Consider the following 17953-nt stretch of genomic DNA (forward strand, 5'->3'; position numbering starts at 1 on the left):
TATAATTTTAATTACCAGTTCTTTAGAACGTGAATTTATTATTGATCAAAGGAGGTTCATTTTCTTGCAGCTTATTCACTTCGCCATCCTATCACCTTTTTTACTCGCCTTTGTGGTCCCTTTCCTTTTTAAATATGTAAGGCGTATACATACAGGATGGTTTGTTCTCATCTTGCCGATTCTTTTATTTACCTATTTCATTCAAATGTTACATATCACCTCGAATGGACGAACGCTTTTCTCACAGGCTGAATGGATTCCATCCTTAGGGATGAATTTCACTGTGTATGTCGATGGTCTCAGCCTGTTATTTGCTTTATTAATTACAGGTATTGGCGCACTTGTTGTGTTGTACAGTATTTTTTATTTATCGAAGGAAAAAGAACAGCTTGGCTCTTTCTATACGTATTTGTTAATGTTTATGACCGCTATGCTAGGTGTCGTTCTTTCTGACAACATGGTGGTTCTTTACTTGTTTTGGGAGCTAACGAGTATCTCTTCCTTCCTCTTAATTGGGTATTGGTATAAGCGGGAGCGCTCACGCTATGGCGCAACCAAATCACTTCTTATTACTGTGTTTGGCGGATTAGCTATGCTTGGCGGATTTATCCTCATCTATCTGATCACTGATTCATTCAGTATTCGTGAAGCAGTCAATCAGCTTCAGCTCATTATGGCATCACCTTACTTTATCCCTGCCATGATCCTGATTCTACTAGGTGCCTTTACGAAATCGGCGCAGTTCCCATTTTACATCTGGCTGCCTGATGCAATGGAAGCACCAACCCCTGTGAGCAGTTATCTACACTCTGCTACGATGGTAAAAGCCGGTATTTATCTTGTTGCCCGCTTTAGTCCAATCTTTGCTATATCCGAGGTGTGGTTCTGGACCATTTCTATCGTCGGACTTGTCACATTATTCTGGGGATCATTCCACGCCGTCCGGCAAAACGATTTAAAAGCCATCCTAGCCTATTCGACGGTTAGTCAGCTCGGCATGATAATGCTTATGCTTGGTGTCGGCGCAGCTGCGATTCATGAAAACAATCCTGCCTTTTTTGGCGCAGCCGTCCTTGCTGCTATTTTTCATCTCATTAACCATGCTACCTTTAAAGGCAGTCTCTTTATGGCAGCTGGGATTATCGATCACGAAACGGGCACGCGTGACATTCGGAAATTAGGCGGATTAATGACCATCATGCCGATTACCTTTACGATTACATTAATCGGCACGTTCTCGATGGCTGGACTCCCGCCATTTAATGGATTTTTAAGTAAAGAGCTATTTTTCACAAGTATGATCCGGATTTCTGACATCAGCTTTACGGACGTTTCAACATGGGGGGCTGTCTTCCCAGCAATTGCTTGGCTTGCTAGTGTGTTTACGTTCATTTACAGTATGATGCTCCTCTTTAAAACATTTAGAGGTCGTCTGAATGTAGACCAATTGGAGAAAAAGCCGCATGAAGCACCGATTGGTATGCTCATTCCGCCAATGATTCTAGCTGCACTTGTGGTCACCTTTTTCTTCTTCCCAAATATTCTTGCCTATTCTGTCATCGAACCCGCGATTGCTGCAATCATTCCTGATGCCATTGATCCAGGAAGTCGTTTTGCTGTAAAAATTGAAGCGTGGCATGGCTTCCAGCCAGAGCTTTATATGACAATAGGTGTTGTGGCTCTAGGAATCATCGGATATTTGACGTTGTCAAAATGGCGCCCAATGTACAACATATTTAAGGAAAAATGGTCATTTAATGCTTTATATGACCGTTCGCTGACAGGCATAGAAAAAGGCTCTTACCGCCTGACAAACAGCTATATGACTGGTTTTCTTCGTGACTACCTTGTCTATGTGTTTGGATTTATGATTATCGTACTTGGCAGTGTCATGGTCTATCAGCAAGCCTTCTCATTTCAAACAGATCAGGCTGCATCAATCGGCACGTACGAAGCCATCCTTTCACTTGTGATGGTCGCCGCGACGGTCACGACTGTATTCGCCCGCTCACGCTTAACAGCCATTATTGCTCTAGGTGTCATGGGATACACGCTGTCATTATTCTTCGTGATTTTCAGAGCACCTGACCTAGCGCTGACGCAGCTGATTATTGAAACGATTTCTGTTGCACTGTTTTTGCTTTGCTTCTATCATTTGCCAAAGCTGAGCTTGAAGCAAAAAACGAGAAGATTCAAATTAACCAATTTGATCATTTCATTAGGAGTTGGGGTCATTGTCACCTGCCTAGCTTTTGCTTCCACAAGTCAGCAGTCATTTGACACCATCTCAACTTACTTTATTGAAAACAGCTACAAGCTTGCAGGCGGCGACAACATTGTCAATGTCATTCTTGTAGATTTCAGGGGCTTTGATACACTCTTTGAAATTACCGTACTAGCCATTGCGGCACTCGGTATCTATGGGTTATTAAAAGCGCAAGGAAAACGGAAGAGAGGTGTGCGGCGATGAGAAAGATTGATACGAATGATATGCTCTTACAAGTCACAACAAAAATCACAGCATTCATCATCCTGCTTTTCTCCCTTCACCTATTTCTTGCGGGGCATAACAACCCTGGCGGGGGGTTCATTGGCGGCCTGATGAGTGCTGGGGCTGTCGTTCTTCTGCTTTTAGCCTATGACCTAAAAACAGTAAGACGCATTCTACCGTTTAACTTTATTTATGTTGCAGCGACTGGGCTGCTCGTTGCGATCCTGACGGGTATGGGATCATTTCTATTCGGTGCGCCTTTTCTATCCCATACATTTGATTATTTCCAACTGCCGTTTTTAGGGAAAACAGAACTGGCGACAGCCGTACTGTTTGATATCGGTGTATATTTAGTTGTTGTTGGTGTCACCATGACCATTATTCAAACGATTGGAGAGAAGGAATAATGGAATTTCTAATGTCTATTATCGTCGGAATTATTTTTATGGCGGCGACCTATTTAATGCTTTCAAAAAGCCTTCTACGGGTCATCGTCGGTACTGCCGTTTTAAGTCACGGCGTCCATTTGCTTCTTTTAACAATGGGCGGCTTGAAAAAAGGAGCACCTCCTATTTTAAAAGAGGGGCTCACATCCTATGTAGATCCATTGCCACAAGCATTAATTTTAACAGCTATTGTGATTGCTTTTGGTGTAACATCCTTTTTGCTCGTCATGGCCTTCCGTGCCTTCCAAGAGCTGCGAACAGATGACATGGATCAAATGAGAGGAAATGATCAGCATGAATAATCTCGTGATCCTGCCTATTTTGATTCCATTACTAGCTGCGACACTATTGATCTTTATGAATAAGAACATCATGCTGTCAAGAGGCTTCAGTGTCTTTGCCTCTCTTTCAGCCATTATCTGTAATCTATATTTGGTCCAAACAATTTTCACAAGCGGCATCCAAACCCTTTATTTGGGCGGCTGGAAAGCCCCATTTGGGATTGCCCTTGTAGCCGACCAGTTTGCTGCTCTCCTTGTGCTGACTGCTTCCATTGTTGGACTTGTCACAGTGCTCTTTTCCTTTCAAACAATTGGGAAGGAAAGAGAGCGGCTGTTCTATTACTCTGGCGTCCAGTTCTTGTTAGCCGGCGTGAGCGGAGCCTTTTTAACCGGAGATATTTTCAATCTGTTTGTATTCTTTGAATTACTGCTGATGGCGTCTTACATGCTGATTGTGTTAGGCGGATCAAAGCCTCAGCTTCGTGAATCACTCAAATATATTGTATTTAATATCATCTCGTCGGCATTATTTATTGTCGGTGTGGCTTGTTTATATGCCGTCACTGGCACACTGAATATGGCTGATTTAAGTGTGAAAATAGCTGAATCGGGACAAACCGGGTTAATGACCGTCATTTCTATTCTGTTCCTCATTGTTTTCGGCTTAAAGGCCGGGGTCTTCCCGCTTTATTTCTGGCTGCCTGGATCGTATCATGCACCGCCAGCGGCGATTTCAGCTCTATTTGGCGCACTGCTGACAAAGGTTGGCTTATATGCGATTGCCAGAGTCTTTACGTTAATTTTTATACATGATACAGGATTTACACATACGCTCATGGCTTGGCTTGCCGCACTCACGGTCATATTCGGTGTGATTGGCTCTATTGCCTATTCTGATGTGCAAAAGATCGTGATCTATAACATTGTCACAGCAGTTGGGGTCATTTTATTTGGGATTGCAGTCAATACACCCGCCTCACTCCAAGGGGCCATTTATTATCTCATTCATGACATGGTGATCAAAGGCGCTTTATTTATGCTGGCTGGTGCACTGTTTGTCTATGCTGGCACAAATAACCTAAAAAAAATGGGCGGGCTGATTCAATCGCAGCCTCTCCTCGGCTGGATGTTTTTCATCTCAGCTTTATCACTTGCAGGCATTCCGCCGCTGAGTGGATTTGTTGGAAAGCTAAAAATTGTTGAAGGTGGATTTTCTGCTGGACATATGACGTTTTCTATCCTTGTCTTACTGTCGAGTCTTCTTGTCCTTTATTCGATTATGAGGATTTTCATGCTTGCCTTTTGGGGCGAGGAACAGGATATGCGAAGAAGGAAACCGTCAATTAAAGGAATGGTGTATCCAGGCGTACTGCTTGTGATCTTGTCGCTTGCGATTGGGTTAGGGACAGAGTTCATTGCCCCTTATATCAATCAAGCAGCGGAAATGCTTTCAACACCAGAAAAATATATTCAAGCTGTGCTGAAGGAGTAGATGAACATGGCCTTTCAAATATTACTAAACGCTCTCCTTGCCTTTACATGGATGTTTATGAATGATACATACAGAGCCGCAGACTTTGTCTCAGGCTTTGTGCTAGGGATGGTCGCCATTTTTATGTTGCGGCGATTCTTCCCGCAGCGTTTTTACGGTTATGCTCTTTATGCGATTTTTAAGCTTATCATCATTTTTATTCGCGAGCTACTTCTTGCCAATTTAAGTGTATTAAAGACCGTATTATCTCCAAAGCTGACGATTAAGCCCGGCATTTTCGCCTTTCGTACAGACTTGAAAACGGATTGGGAAATCACCATACTGTCTAATATGATTACATTGACACCAGGTACACTAGTCATCGATATTTCCGATGATCGTTCGATTTTATACATTCATGCCATGGATATTGAAGATGCGGAAAAAGCCATTCACGATATTCGGGTCTCTTTTGAAAAAGCGATTCAGGAGGTGAGCGGTAAGTAATGGAACTCATATTGCAAATTGCACTTGGCATACTTGCGCTGTCTACTTTTCTTTTTGTTATACGGGTCATCAAAGGTCCCTCTATTCCTGATCGTGTAAGTGCGCTTGATGCGATAGGAATCAATTTAATTGGGATGACCGCCATCGTGTCCATTTTACTGAAAACGACAACGTTCTTTGAAATTATTTTACTGCTCGGTATCCTTGCCTTTATCGGCACTGTCGCTTTTTCCAAATTCCTTGAGAAAGGGGAAGTGATTGAAAATGATCGTCATCGCTAAAGCCATTGTCATTTTCTTTATCCTGCTTGGCGCCATCCTTTGTCTCATTTCAGCCATTGGCGTACTTCGCCTGCCGGATGTTTACACACGCATGCATGCGGCATCAAAAGCATCGACACTTGGCGTTGTCCTCATTTTGGTCGGTGTATTTTTTCACGAATGGTTTCTTGCAGGCATTATCTCTGCGAAAATCCTACTTGGGATCGTGTTTATCTTTCTGACAGCTCCAGTCGGCGCTCATTTGATTGGAAGAGCCGCCTATAATACGGGTGTCAAGATGGACAAACGTAGCGTACAGGATGATTATGGTGGTTTTCGTAATTTCGTTATTAAACGAAAAGAAGATTCTTATTTATAAAAGGCGATCTATTCATTTGTGAATGTGTGCAGAAAAAAACACCATCTCATTTGCCTACTAAACGTTTAGAATCATTGATTGTTTTGTATGGTTTGACATTCAAGTGATAACAAAATCTCGATTGGTCGCTCAACAAAATCTAAAAAAAAAAGCTTCCGCTGCACCGGGAGCTTTTTTATATGCGATCAATGACAGCAAGTGTGCATCTTGACGTACAGATGTGCCGGTCTCGATCATCTTTTATATCGATTTGGAATACCATTGTACGACGTCCTACATGTACAGGAACAGCTGTCGCTGTCACCACTCCATCGCGTACAGATTTTAAATGATTGGCATTGATTTCAATACCTGAGCAAACCTGCTGAGTTAAGTCTAAATGAGCAGCAGCCCCCATGCTCGCCACGGTTTCTGCTAGAGCAGCAGATGCTCCTCCGTGCAGTAAGCCAAATGGCTGTTTTGTTCGGTGGTCGACTGGCATTGTTGCAACGCATCGTAACTCATTGCACTCTACAATCTCAATCCCTAGTGCCTCAAGCAGTGTATTGGCTCCACTCACTTCCATCAAGGCCCTCTCCCTTCACACGTTTACAGCACACTTTCAGATTTTGCAATTAACACCGCTTCGGTTCGAGATCCGACATTCAGCTTATTAAAGATGGAGGTTAGGCTGTATTCAATCGAGCGTTTGCTCAAATGAAGCACATCGGCAATCTCTTGGTTCGTGTACCCTTTTTCCACTTCTCTAAGGATTAGACACTCTCGCTCTGTTAACAGCTCGTGATCAGTCTCCTGCGCTTGTTCTGGCTTTTCTTGCTGCTGTGAAATTAATTTCTTTAAATAGGATAGCTGAATGACAACTTCTCCTTGCAATGTGCGGTGTATGTATTCAATAATTTTGTCTTTTGTCTCTGTTTTACTAATTGCACCGTGCAATCCAGCTCGAATGGCCTCTTCAAAATAATCATCTACTTCATACCCGGTATAAATGATAATTTTCACTTGTTGATTTGTTTCTAGAATTTGTTTCGCAATGTCCATTCCATTGATATCCCCGAGATTTAAATCCATCAAAATCACATCATAGATGGAAAAGTCATGCGTTTTTAAAAAGGCGGCTTCTGCATCAGGACTTAAACAATCGACTGATAGCTGCTGATCTGATTCTAATATGCTTTTTGTCCCTTCCATGACAGCCGGATGATCATCAATGACCAATATCTTCTTCATGTCTTCCTCCCTTTAAATCACTCACTTCCATTTTATATAAAAGACTTGGCAGATGCCAAGTCTTAATCCTTAATAAATCGTTACAATTCCATTTCAATTTTCACCTTGAGCCCTTTTTCGGGTGCTGTGTGAATTTGAAGCTTTCCATTTAACGCCTTGACACGTTCTCTTATTCCCGATAAGCCCATGCTTTTTGTGTGCTGATCAAGCTGACTTGCATCAAAACCGACTCCGTCATCCTCATAATGAAGAACAACCTGATCTTTAATACAAATGAGCATCACTAACACTTGATTGGCTTTGGAGTGCTTCAAGGCATTGGATAACAGCTCCTGAACAATCCGGTAAATATTGAGCTGAGAGTCAATATCAATGTCCAGCTCTTTATCAAAGCGTGTCGTATTCAGCCTAATATGAAACGGTGCTTCCTCCTGGATTTGAGAAGTTAGCTTCGATATCGCCTTCACTAAACCTAAATCATAAAGCAGCTGCGGCCGAAGCTCATGACAGGTTTCTCTCGTGGTTTGAATGACCTTAGACATTTGTTCATTCCATGAGATGAGTGAATTTTGAATAGATGTTGGGCATTGGTCGTTTTGAAAATTCGTTAAAAACATCTCTGACTGCCTTTTTAGCGATATCAAGTCCTGCAGCACGGAATCATGTAGATCCCTCGCTAAATCGGAGCGCTGCTTTTCTTCCATCGCAAACATGATCTTTTTCAGCCACGCGGGATTGGCTTCACGCTGTTTCAAATCGTCAAGATGCTCCATCAATTCTTCAATCTTGACGACATTTTCTAAACTGACACTTGTGTAAAAGGCCAATGTTTTCAGCCAAGAAATCTCATCCCGCGTCAATTTCGGTGTCTTTAAATTGGATAAACAGCAAATCACAAACGAGTGACCGCCCCGCTCCCCAATTTTCATCATAAAGCCTTTATCAAGCCCGATGATTTTCCCTACTTCACCTAAAATATCTTGAAATTGATCCACATACTCTTTCCATAGCTTGCTATCATCTGTCGATTCACCAATCTCTTCAATCTGACCATCTGCCTTCACTTCAAGCACAAAGGCTTTATTCACAACAAGTACTTCTAAAATGGTGTATTTCAAATGATATAGCACTTGATTTAGTGACGAGGCCTCACGAATGAGCTGCGTAAATTTAAAGACGCTGTCCTGGTAATTATGCTTCTCTGAAAAACGTTTCAACCGGAAGCGGAAATCTAGAATTTCTTTGAAATAGAAGACAGCAAGCATGAGTGTATAGGTGATTAATGCTAGCTTTATTGTGTACTTCAAGTCTTCTGGTTTCTGCAGAATGTAAAACGTGACGACAACAAAAATAGTCGGTGTGATGGCTAGAAAGCCATAGTATTTCAGTCTGCTAATCAAAAAATCCATATTGTAAAGTTTGTTCGTCATAAATTGATACACGAGTGAAAAAGGAATGAGCAAAACAAAAGAAGTCAAGAAAAAGGGATCTACCACATAAATACGAAACAAAACATATGGAACTGCAAATAAAAATATAAATGGACAAAATGCTATGATATTAATCATGACAAAAAACTTTAAAACAGACCCCTGCTCTGTCTCTTTATATTTCCGCATTCCATTGATAATCACTTTGAATGAAATGATAATAGAAGCGAAAAAGAATAAAAGATTTAAACTTGGCATGTATCTGGCTATCACCGAATCAATTGGAACAAATGACTCTATTACTAGATTAATTATAGGAAGACTATATAAAAAGCGAATCGTTTTTTGAGTCGTTATATGCAGGTCAAACTCTTTGAAATATTGATAAATGAAATGAATATAAAAGATAAATACACTTGATAAACAAAATACGATCACATAATGACTAAACCTATCGCCAATTCCTGAAGTACCTGCACTAAGATATCCGATACAAATCGTTAATAAAAATAAAACCAAAAGAAATGCTGATTTTCGTTGGGCCTCTTTGTTAATTCTAATGATAAAGAAGATACAAAATAAACAAATTGAATACAGGACGAGAGGAATTAAATAGACAAATAAACTTTCTTGACCAATCAATGTCTTATTTTTAAGGGTGATCATTTGGTTGCCTCTTTGAATATCAATTCTTTGCACATTCCTAAGCTCACCATTGATCAAATGATTTTTGTTGTTAGCAGGTTCCCCGTTGATTTTAAGTATAATATCTCCTTCTTCTAATCCTGATGTGTAGGCTAAAGAAAGATATTCAACTTTGACAACTTCTGCTTGACCGTTCTTGTTCTCCGCTACACGTGCTCCATTAAAAATATCAAATACATAAATATATGAAACATAGATCACAAATAAAAAAGACAGAAAAACCAAAAAAGCAGATAGTTTCGTATAAGTTATCTTCATGTATAAAACATCCTTAACTGGAGAACTTTTAAATGAAAAGCATCATTTATAGTACCATATATAGTCTGCAGACATTTGCCCTTTTTTAATGCCCCGAATAATTGCTTTCGTGGTTTGCTCATCTGTGTGAATTAAACTTGCATTCCCTAAGTCCAATTCATTCACAACACTAGGATTTTTCATTAAATATGCAATAACATTTTGAATGTTCAATCATTTCCCTCCTTTGTCATAAATGCATACAATTGCTCCCTCTTTGTTTTAGGTAAATCAAGTTGGTCAATCCCTAGCCTCATTTTTAACAGCATAATCTCTCTCATTGACACCATGTACTGAGTCAAACCTGCTTCAAGTAATTTCTGCTTTAGCTGAAATGACTTTTGTTCTGACTCATTTAGACGATTAGAAAAGAACGTAAGAATCTCTTGACTGGCATCGTTAAAGCCTCTTTGTAAATAGCTAAATGCCAGCGTTTGTTTTTTTAGAAAATCTCCGTTTTTTTTCGAAAATAACGCAAAAAAATCGTTACTGATCTGTTCAGCAACACCATAATATATGGAATAAGATTCAACAGTGGAGTTGATTTTTCTCGTCGCTAAATAAACACCCAGTACACTAGAAAGAGCTGTTAATGATCCTGATTTCTTCCTTAAAACCTCTATACACTCTTCTTCTGTTCCATGCATATGACTCAAATCCTCATGCTGTCCTTCCATTGACATTGTGATGAAGTGGAACAACTTCTCGATTAATTGAGAATTATTTTCACAAATTGATGTGATGAGTTGGATACTCAGCGTATACAAATACGTAGAAGCATTGATGGCCACTCCTTGGTTAACGTTCATCCAAGGATACGAATCATTGTCCTGATCTTCAATATCATCTAATATATCGGCTGATAAAATGAGAAGTTCAATCCCTGCTGCTAATTTTGTAATCGCTTGCTTGTCTTGTCCTCCAAATGCCTCATAGTGCTGGTAAGCCAATTGGCCAAGAGGAAATTCATTTTTTCTATCTGTAAATGTTAGAAGCAGTTTTTGTAAATCATTTTGCCTGACTGCATGTTGAATAAAATCAGACATATTCTGCTTGATTTTTGTATTCTCTAGATAGTTTAGCATACTCGGTCTTGTACCTCACCCTCTCGCCTCTTATTTTACTAAAAAGACATGAGCAAATGTCCACTGACATCACTATTTAACAATTATATAATAATATATCCTTTTTTTGTATGTATTTGGATAAAAAAAAGACTTGATGATGATCAAGTCTTTAAGAAATTTTCACATATTCATATTTGTCGTATTGATCAATGCTTTTGTTAATGTTATGAAGAGAAGCCGTTGTTTCTCTAATTTCGTTTTCGAGTTTCCATAATAATTGTTTAAGTTCTTCGATTTCATACTTTTCCATCGATTCCACTCTCCTTTTTTGGAAGATCAATGTATTTGTGTATGTTGATTGGGTCATAAGTATTTGATCTGTTACTAACAGTGTAAATGCTATTGAGTATTTTTTCACCGAAAAGTATGCACAAAATGTGTGCGTGATACCGCAAAACTCAATAGGTCTTTTTTCATCATTTTCTGACTTTTCAAATCATACTTTTATCTCAATTTCAAAGCAACTCCGTCATTTTTATGACAAGAATAGGCATCCTTCGTCACACTTCTCTCACAACAGAACGTACGATCCCTTCCGTATCCTCGATTTTACGTGTCATAGGTCAGACGACAGACGCTATTGTGGACACCGCAATTTTTTGGCGACATTCACCGAAACTGACCGCAAAATTACCTATTTTTACGATGATTTTCCAAAGATAGAAAAATCATTTTGATTCTTTCTTCTGATTTTCTACATACATTTAGAACAGATATCCGTCCAAATTCACTTCATTGAGAGAAGAGGTGACCATTTGTTTTACTATGTTCCGTATCCTACTTTGCAGGTTCCCGCAATGAGCAGTGCATACCCGCGCACGCCTATGACTTTTCCTGCAGTTGATGCCCACTCGTTTCAACGAGCCGCAAAGGAATCAGCACGTCTTGTTGCTGATGCTTCACTCATTACACAGCAGATTTCCAGCTCACTTTCATTTGCACAGCGAATTATGGAGGCTGCTGAACGTTCTGATACGACAAGTGTCATCCGAATGCTGAAGCAAATCGGTGTGAAAAGCAACATTGATCTCCGCTTTAGTCCTGAAGGCATTCGTATCTACTTGTCTCTGAGTTCAAGCAGGCTCTTTCTCCTTTTACAGTGGGGATAACAAAGAAAAGCCGCTCGTGTCAGAGCGGCTTTTCTTTAGCGTGATTTGAAACCCCTTTGATGCACCGGTGCATAGACCTGCCGGCGGATGCGGGGGTTTATCAATATGCTTAAGATTCAAACATTTTATGGCACCATTCAATGGCTTCTATATAACATCCGTAGGCTTCTTGCTTCGGGAGATTCCCATCTAACATCTCATCATCCCATTCATTTCGTTCAATACGTTTGGCAATGTCTAACACAAAAGAATAATCATTTTCATAGCCAAGTAGTGCTTCGCCAACTTCATCAGAAAGCGGCAGCTCTTTCACAAGTTCTGTAATGTCTGCCCTGACAAGTGTATCAATGAGTGAAAACATGCCTGTCAGCATATATGAAGCTGGATGCTCTCGTTCAGTACGATTGGCAATGAGCTCACACGTTTTCGCACGAATGAATGACATTTTGATAATTTCTTTTTGGCTTGAGTTGGCTTGGACATTCAGTTCCTTGAATGAAAGAATAAAGATCCATCGCCGAATCTCATTAAACCCAAGCAGAATAATCGCCTGCCGGATACTCTTAATTTGATAAAGGCGTCTCATGCCGCCTGAGTTGAGCATTTTTAATAATTGGTATGATAGCGAAAGATCACTTTCAATAAAATGCGTCACTGTCTGGATATTCGGTTGTTCCTGGCTTAGCTCATTTAAAAGCTGGTGGTACGCATGGAAGCTAGTTGATAATGCTCGTCCTGATATCACGTGCGGCTCACTAAAGAAATACCCTTGAAACAGATGAAAGCCGGCTTCCAGCGCTTCTTCATATTCTTTTCGTGTTTCCACCTTTTCTGCAAGGAATCGAAGGCGATACTTTTGATATGTATGCAGAATATCTCTTCGCTCTTCGGATGTTGTCTTCAGAAAGTCAATTTTTAAAATATCAATGCAATAGAGGAGTTCGTCAAGCAGCTTGTCACTAAAATGTGTTCCGCTTAGAAAGAAATCATCGAGTGCAATCGTGTATCCCCATTTTTTTAATTGCTTACATCTCATAATAAGTGCCGGGGTAATCGGTACATTTTCTAATATTTCGACCACAAGCTGATGCGGATCAAAATACGTGAGCAGATCAGACGAAAGCAAGCTTTCGGTGAAATTAATGTAGCATCGCTTTCCTTCTGTGAGTGTTTCGATACCAATATTTAAAAAACTGTTAATAATGAGGTCCGTTGTCGCTTGATCACCATCTTCAGCGCTATATGTATTGGTTTCACTATCTCTATAAAGCAGCTCGTATGATACGACTTGTTCTTTTCTGTTAAAAATAGGCTGTCTCGCAACAAACACCCTCAACTGCTCCAATCCTCCTTTATGCAATGACAAACAAGATGTGCTTTCAGTATACCAAATGATTGTCCAAATGGTTCATTTTGAACCGGTCAACATGAAAAAAAGAGACCATCTGGCTTGATGATCTCCTCTCTTCCATACTTAGCTTTCATAAAGCTCTTTTTTGATTTTATTTTTCACATCATGGATAAATTGCATCTTATTGTCCCAGCATTTTTGACTCAAATCGACTGGATATTCTTCTGGTTTGCTGATTCGTTTGTACTCCTCCCAGAAGAGTCCGAGGCTGTCCTGCACATAGGCTTGAATCGTTTGAATATCCGGATTATCATACACAAGTTTCCCTTGTTCGAAGATTGGGACGTGAAGATCCTTTGCTACAAAGTTTGTGACAAATTTGCTGATAAATGTATGCACAGGATGGAACATTTTCAGCTTATCCTCACTATGAACATCTTCCTCTTCAAGCGCAATGTAGTCGCCCTCTGAGTGATGATTCAATTGATTGATAATGCGGTACACACGTTTACGGCCCGGTGTTGTGACTTTCTCTGGATTAGATGAAATTTTGATGGTGTCATTCATCTTGCCGTTCTCTTCAATCGACACAAGCTTATACACAGCACCGAGGGCTGGCTGATCAAATGCTGTGATCAGTTTTGTCCCAACACCCCACACATCAATTTTTGCACCCTGTGCTTTTAAATTCATAATGGTATGTTCATCAAGATCACTTGATGCAATGATTTTTGCGTCATGGAATCCTGCTTCATCCAGCATCGTTCTAGCTTTTTTAGACAAGTAGGCAAGGTCTCCGCTATCCAGTCTGACACCAATGAAGTTGATTTTATCTCCGAACTCTTTTGCTACCTTAATCGCATTCGGAATGCCTGATCTGACGGTATCATACGTATCGACTAAAAAGACGCAGTCTGTATGTGTTTCAGCGTATTTTTTAAATGCCATATACTCGTCGCGATAGGCTTGTACAAGCGCGTGGGCATGTGTTCCTGATACTGGGATATTGAAGCGTTTCCCTGCACGAACATTACTTGTCGCCTGGAATCCGCCGATCAGAGCCGCTCTTGCTCCCCACATCGCTGCATCCATTTCATGCGCTCGTCTTGTCCCGAATTCTAATGCTGTCTCATCTTCAATGATTCCCTTAATTCGAGCCGCCTTTGTTGCGATCAGCGTCTGGAAATTCACAATATTGAGCAGTGCCGTTTCGATGAGCTGCGCTTCAACTAGTGTTGCTTCAATGCGCATAATTGGTTCATTCGCAAAGACAATTTCGCCTTCTCGCATTGAATGAAGTGTACCTGTAAAGGACAACCCGCTTAAGTATTCAATGAAATCGCTTTTATAACCGAGTTCATCTTTTAAATACGCAAGATCGCTTTCGGTGAAGGAGAAGTCCGATAAATATTCAATCGCTTTCTCTAACCCAGCAAATACAGCGAAGCCGTTGTCAAATGGAAGCTTTCTAAAGAAGAGCTCAAAGACTGCCTTCTTCTCATGTATACCGTCTCTCCAATACGTTTCTGCCATGTTAATTTGATAAAGATCTGTATGTAGTGATAAACTGTCGTCAATAAACCGATGCTCCAACTTCCATTCTCCTTCCCTTACTTAACCACTTTCGCACCAAGCGTATGCTCAAAGTGAGAAAGTGCCCACTCGTGCCCCGCTTCATTAAAACTTGCCACAGCATTTTGGTGAACCACAAGCTCAAAGCCTTTATTGTACGCATCAACAGCTGTATGAAGTACACAAATATCGGTACACACTCCGGCTAAATGAAGCTCAGTGATGCCACGCTCGCGCAGTTTCATTTCTAATTGAGTGCCTGCAAAAGCAGAGTATCTTGTTTTTTCCATATAGTAGACATGCTTTAAATGCTTTGACGTGTGAAATAGTGAACTTAGTTTGCCATAAAGTTCAATTCCTTCTGTCCCGCGAATATTATGGGGCGGAAATAACTTTGTCTCTGGATGATAAGGGTCCTCTTCTTCATGATGATCGACCGCAAAGACGACAAAGTGTCCTTCATCAATAAACGAAGAAGTGATCTCAGTGATCTTAGATTCAATCGCCTGTCCAGGTTTTCCACATGTCAGCTTTCCGTCGTCTGCAACAAAATCAACTGTATAATCAATACAAATCAATGCTTTGCCCATCCGCATCTCTCCCATATGCTCTTTTGAATCATTATAGCCTATTCATTTCACTAGGGAAACCTATTCAACAGATTCATGAGAAAAAGCTTTTTGAAACAGCTCATCTTCTATATAGATGTGCCCTTGATTGATTGCATCTGGCACCTCTATAACAAGACCAAAAGGCGAGTGCGCTTCGTGATGATTCACCACTTTAAATGAGCATCCAGCGGCATTTGCCATTTTGACATATTGAGAATAAGACGCATAAGACAATTCACCATTTAAAAGAACAGTGGCTTGCCGATTGGCCTTTAATACTTGTTCTACCTCTTGATACGGTTTATTTCTTAATACCTGTCCTTTTGTCAAGGCGAGAAGCGCTCGTTCCCTTAATGAACCTAGAAACATTCTTCGTTCATCGGGTTTTGTTTCAGCATGTCCAAATATCCCTTGCTGTAAATAAAAGTCTACGGATTCTTCTTTCATCGCTGTTTTCACTCCTGGTTTTTGAATTTACATTTCTGTGACCCAGTGCACAATCTTTAGTGCGAGCTCACGTGCTTCGTCTGTTTCTACTCTTTCCTTTAAGGATTGCTCAAGTGAATGTTCAAGCTGCGTTTTTTCGTCCTCATACGCAATAGACATACTCCATTCAATATCAGGTACGGCGACAAGCGTTTTATATTCTTTTTTATTTTCATGTAAATATACATTGTAGGTCTTCGGTTGTCCGCTTGTGATGTGTGCTTTTCTTATTTTCATTTGACTCTGTTCACACCTCTTTTTCTTCTTACATCCATATCCATTGTACCATAAAAAAAGACAGCTTCTGAAAAGGAATCCCTTTCAAAGCTGGCTACGCATTAAAGCTCTTTTGCTGACTAATCAGGTTTGAATCCCAGACAAATGTGACGTTTGGACTGTTGAAGAATTGAACAAAGTCCCCTGCATTATAAGTACCTGAACCACCGGCGGAGTGATCAACACTTTTTGGCGAAATAGCAAAAACATCACCGAAATGTGCAGAACCGTTTCCAATCACACGGTCAATATGAATTGGTCCAACAATTGCTGGCATCTTTCCACCACCTTTACTACCCTCATCATATGCCTATGAAAAAAATACGTGTATATCCAACATAAAAAAGACAGCTGATACGTCTTATCATCAGCTGCCTTTCTATGCATTAAATGATTGAGGCTGACCAAACAGTGTAAAGTCCCACAGCATAGTGGCGTTTGGATCACTTGTGAGGGACATATAATCACCTGAATTAAAGGCTCCCGCCCCGCCAGTAGAGTGGTCTACGGCCAATGGGGCAATGGCCAGAACATCACCGAATGTAGCCGAACCATTCCCTCCTAACGACTCGATATGAATAGGTCCAACGATTGCAGGCATCAGCATCTTCCCCCTATCTGCTTATATCCATCATTTTATGCAAAAAGGGAAAAGTTGTGCATCTGTCCTAGACGTTTAAATGCTGTTCTTTTCGAGAACGCTGGCGCAGTTGAACCAATCTAACAATATTCAGGGTGATGGCTTTGAGCAGTGCGTAGACAGGAACGGCAAAGATCATGCCCAGTATCCCGCCAAAGCTTCCTGCCCCAATCAATAGCAGGATGATGGTCAATGGATGTGTATTAAGTCGTTTCCCAATAATTAATGGAGAAATCACGTTTCCATCAATTTGCTGGACAACAAGAATCACAATCACTGTCACCACTGCTTTTCCAGGCGAATCAAGAAAGGCAATGAGCACAGCTGGTGCCGCGCCGAGATATGGTCCAAGATATGGAATCACATTTGTGACCGCAATGATAATGCCGAGAATGAGTGCATATTTCACACCAATTAACAAATATCCGATAAAACAAGCGACTCCGACAAACAAACAGACAATAATTTGCCCCTGTATGTAAGCCGCCAGCGTGTCATTTAATTCTTTGAAGATCTTTAGCCCTTCCTTGCGGTAAGGCATTGGCAAGAACTGAACGAGCTTGTCCGGAAACTTATGCCCGTCTTTCAGCATATAAAATAAAATAAATGGAACTGTGATGACAGCTAGGGCAATATTCGCAATCACGCCAAACACCGCAGACATGCTTGAAGCAATGTTTTCCGGTAATGCCTTTAATGTCGAAACGACCGTCTGTTCAAACTTTGAGACAGACACATAATCTTGGCTCATCATCCAAGTAAATGTTTTGGAATGCGAGAAATCGTTAATAAATTTCTGCATGTCCGTGATATAACCAGGGAAGCTTTGTACAAGTCCACCCACCTGCGTCACAATGACAGGTCCAGCAGCATTGACAATGATCGTGATGAGTCCAATGAACAGGAGATAAATGATCAAGATGGCAAGTGTTCTAGGAATTTTCTTGGACAAAAATCGAACAATGGGATTAAAGATGAAAAAGAGAATGCCTGCCAGCAAGATGGGGACAAACAGGGTTGACGCAAATAATATAATCGGCTGAAACAAAAACGATACCTTTGTTGATACATACACAATGAGTAAAACAAGTAATATTTGGAATGTCCAAAAATGAACTTTAGATTTTAGCAAAGATGCTCCTCCTGTTACGTATTGATCTTATTAAAAAACTACTATTCAACCCACCTTCTGTCAACTGCTTCTTGTTTTAGAACCACACTTTTTGAAAAAAAAAGAACAATTGGTATATCATGCACTTTTTCCAGATATACATTCTGTAAGCA

At 40.5% G+C, this 17953-nt stretch carries 22 protein-coding genes; 8 read left to right on the top strand and 14 right to left on the bottom strand.

Annotated features, from left to right (window positions below; translation table 11 throughout):
* The first annotated feature begins 64 nt into the window (after positions 1-64).
* Genes IEE86_RS14100 through mnhG form a run of 7 tightly spaced genes read left to right on the top strand, consistent with a single transcriptional unit; the run spans position 65 to position 5835 of the window.
* Positions 65-2470 (top strand): Na+/H+ antiporter subunit A, encoded by a 2406-nt coding sequence (locus IEE86_RS14100; RefSeq protein WP_191097789.1) that lies wholly within the window; start codon positions 65-67, stop codon positions 2468-2470.
* Entirely contained in the window at positions 2467-2898 is a 432-nt protein-coding gene (locus tag IEE86_RS14105) for a Na(+)/H(+) antiporter subunit B (protein ID WP_044140818.1), read from the top strand. Before IEE86_RS14100 ends, IEE86_RS14105 begins: the two co-directional genes overlap by 4 nt.
* Positions 2898-3239, top strand: coding sequence for a Na(+)/H(+) antiporter subunit C (locus IEE86_RS14110; RefSeq protein WP_003213576.1), 342 nt, complete (start codon positions 2898-2900; stop codon positions 3237-3239). The genes IEE86_RS14105 and IEE86_RS14110 overlap by 1 nt, the downstream gene beginning before the upstream one ends.
* The gene (locus IEE86_RS14115) at positions 3232-4710 is read left to right on the top strand and encodes a Na+/H+ antiporter subunit D (RefSeq protein ID WP_191097790.1); all 1479 of its coding nucleotides are present in this window, start codon (positions 3232-3234) and stop codon (positions 4708-4710) included. Before IEE86_RS14110 ends, IEE86_RS14115 begins: the two co-directional genes overlap by 8 nt.
* Before the next feature lie 6 nt (positions 4711-4716).
* Positions 4717-5196, top strand: coding sequence for a Na+/H+ antiporter subunit E (locus IEE86_RS14120; RefSeq protein ID WP_191097791.1), 480 nt, complete (start codon positions 4717-4719; stop codon positions 5194-5196).
* Positions 5196-5477: a Na(+)/H(+) antiporter subunit F1 gene (locus IEE86_RS14125; protein WP_191097792.1), complete on the top strand. Its 282-nt coding sequence runs from the start codon at positions 5196-5198 to the stop codon at positions 5475-5477. Before IEE86_RS14120 ends, IEE86_RS14125 begins: the two co-directional genes overlap by 1 nt.
* The gene (gene mnhG, locus IEE86_RS14130; protein ID WP_003213369.1) at positions 5461-5835 is read left to right on the top strand and encodes a monovalent cation/H(+) antiporter subunit G; all 375 of its coding nucleotides are present in this window, start codon (positions 5461-5463) and stop codon (positions 5833-5835) included. Before IEE86_RS14125 ends, mnhG begins: the two co-directional genes overlap by 17 nt.
* Positions 5836-6010: 175 nt before the next feature.
* Here mnhG and IEE86_RS14135 read toward each other — a convergent pair whose 3' ends face one another.
* The 6 genes from IEE86_RS14135 to degQ all read right to left on the bottom strand — a co-directional run bounded on the left by IEE86_RS14135 (position 6011) and on the right by degQ (position 10874).
* Positions 6011-6400, bottom strand: coding sequence for a hotdog fold thioesterase (locus IEE86_RS14135; RefSeq protein ID WP_191097793.1), 390 nt, complete (start codon positions 6398-6400; stop codon positions 6011-6013).
* A 23-nt stretch (positions 6401-6423) separates the two neighbouring features.
* Entirely contained in the window at positions 6424-7065 is a 642-nt protein-coding gene (gene comA, locus IEE86_RS14140; protein WP_003213500.1) for a two-component system response regulator ComA, read from the bottom strand.
* 80 nt (positions 7066-7145) lie between these two features.
* Positions 7146-9458, bottom strand: coding sequence for an ATP-binding protein (locus IEE86_RS14145; RefSeq protein WP_191097794.1), 2313 nt, complete (start codon positions 9456-9458; stop codon positions 7146-7148).
* Positions 9459-9500: 42 nt separating this feature from the next.
* The gene (locus tag IEE86_RS14150) at positions 9501-9671 is read right to left on the bottom strand and encodes a competence pheromone ComX (RefSeq protein ID WP_191097795.1); all 171 of its coding nucleotides are present in this window, start codon (positions 9669-9671) and stop codon (positions 9501-9503) included.
* Positions 9668-10582: a polyprenyl synthetase family protein gene (locus IEE86_RS14155; protein ID WP_191097796.1), complete on the bottom strand. Its 915-nt coding sequence runs from the start codon at positions 10580-10582 to the stop codon at positions 9668-9670. Before IEE86_RS14155 ends, IEE86_RS14150 begins: the two co-directional genes overlap by 4 nt.
* A 151-nt stretch (positions 10583-10733) precedes the next feature.
* Positions 10734-10874, bottom strand: coding sequence for a degradation enzyme regulation protein DegQ (gene degQ / locus IEE86_RS14160; RefSeq protein WP_003213123.1), 141 nt, complete (start codon positions 10872-10874; stop codon positions 10734-10736).
* A 505-nt stretch (positions 10875-11379) separates the two neighbouring features.
* Between degQ and IEE86_RS14165 the strand changes: the two genes are divergently transcribed.
* Positions 11380-11733, top strand: coding sequence for a YuzC family spore coat inner layer protein (locus IEE86_RS14165; RefSeq protein ID WP_191097797.1), 354 nt, complete (start codon positions 11380-11382; stop codon positions 11731-11733).
* Positions 11734-11842: 109 nt separating this feature from the next.
* Here the strand turns inward: IEE86_RS14165 and IEE86_RS14170 are convergent, their stop codons facing one another.
* The 8 genes from IEE86_RS14170 to IEE86_RS14205 form a co-directional block, all read right to left on the bottom strand.
* The gene (locus IEE86_RS14170; protein ID WP_191097894.1) at positions 11843-13069 is read right to left on the bottom strand and encodes an EAL and HDOD domain-containing protein; all 1227 of its coding nucleotides are present in this window, start codon (positions 13067-13069) and stop codon (positions 11843-11845) included.
* Positions 13070-13207: 138 nt separating this feature from the next.
* Positions 13208-14677 carry a nicotinate phosphoribosyltransferase gene (locus IEE86_RS14175; RefSeq protein ID WP_191097798.1) on the bottom strand — a complete coding sequence of 490 codons (1470 nt, stop codon included), beginning with the start codon at positions 14675-14677 and terminating at the stop codon, positions 13208-13210.
* Positions 14678-14694: 17 nt separating this feature from the next.
* Positions 14695-15246, bottom strand: a complete 552-nt coding sequence (locus tag IEE86_RS14180) for a cysteine hydrolase family protein (RefSeq protein ID WP_191097799.1) — start codon at positions 15244-15246, stop codon at positions 14695-14697.
* 60 nt (positions 15247-15306) lie between these two features.
* The gene (locus IEE86_RS14185; RefSeq protein ID WP_191097800.1) at positions 15307-15714 is read right to left on the bottom strand and encodes a YueI family protein; all 408 of its coding nucleotides are present in this window, start codon (positions 15712-15714) and stop codon (positions 15307-15309) included.
* A 27-nt stretch (positions 15715-15741) separates the two neighbouring features.
* Positions 15742-15990 carry a YueH family protein gene (locus tag IEE86_RS14190; RefSeq protein ID WP_191097801.1) on the bottom strand — a complete coding sequence of 83 codons (249 nt, stop codon included), beginning with the start codon at positions 15988-15990 and terminating at the stop codon, positions 15742-15744.
* Between the two features lie 94 nt (positions 15991-16084).
* Complete coding sequence (locus IEE86_RS14195; protein WP_034317131.1) at positions 16085-16306, bottom strand: spore germination protein; 222 nt, start codon at positions 16304-16306, stop codon at positions 16085-16087.
* A 102-nt stretch (positions 16307-16408) separates the two neighbouring features.
* Entirely contained in the window at positions 16409-16630 is a 222-nt protein-coding gene (locus tag IEE86_RS14200) for a spore germination protein (RefSeq protein ID WP_008345880.1), read from the bottom strand.
* A 67-nt stretch (positions 16631-16697) separates the two neighbouring features.
* Entirely contained in the window at positions 16698-17801 is a 1104-nt protein-coding gene (locus tag IEE86_RS14205; protein WP_191097802.1) for an AI-2E family transporter, read from the bottom strand.
* Positions 17802-17953: the final 152 nt, after the last annotated feature.

It is taken from the genome of Bacillus crepusculi (assembly GCF_014764715.1).
In the GTDB taxonomy this organism is placed as follows: Bacteria; Bacillota; Bacilli; order Bacillales; family Bacillaceae; genus Bacillus.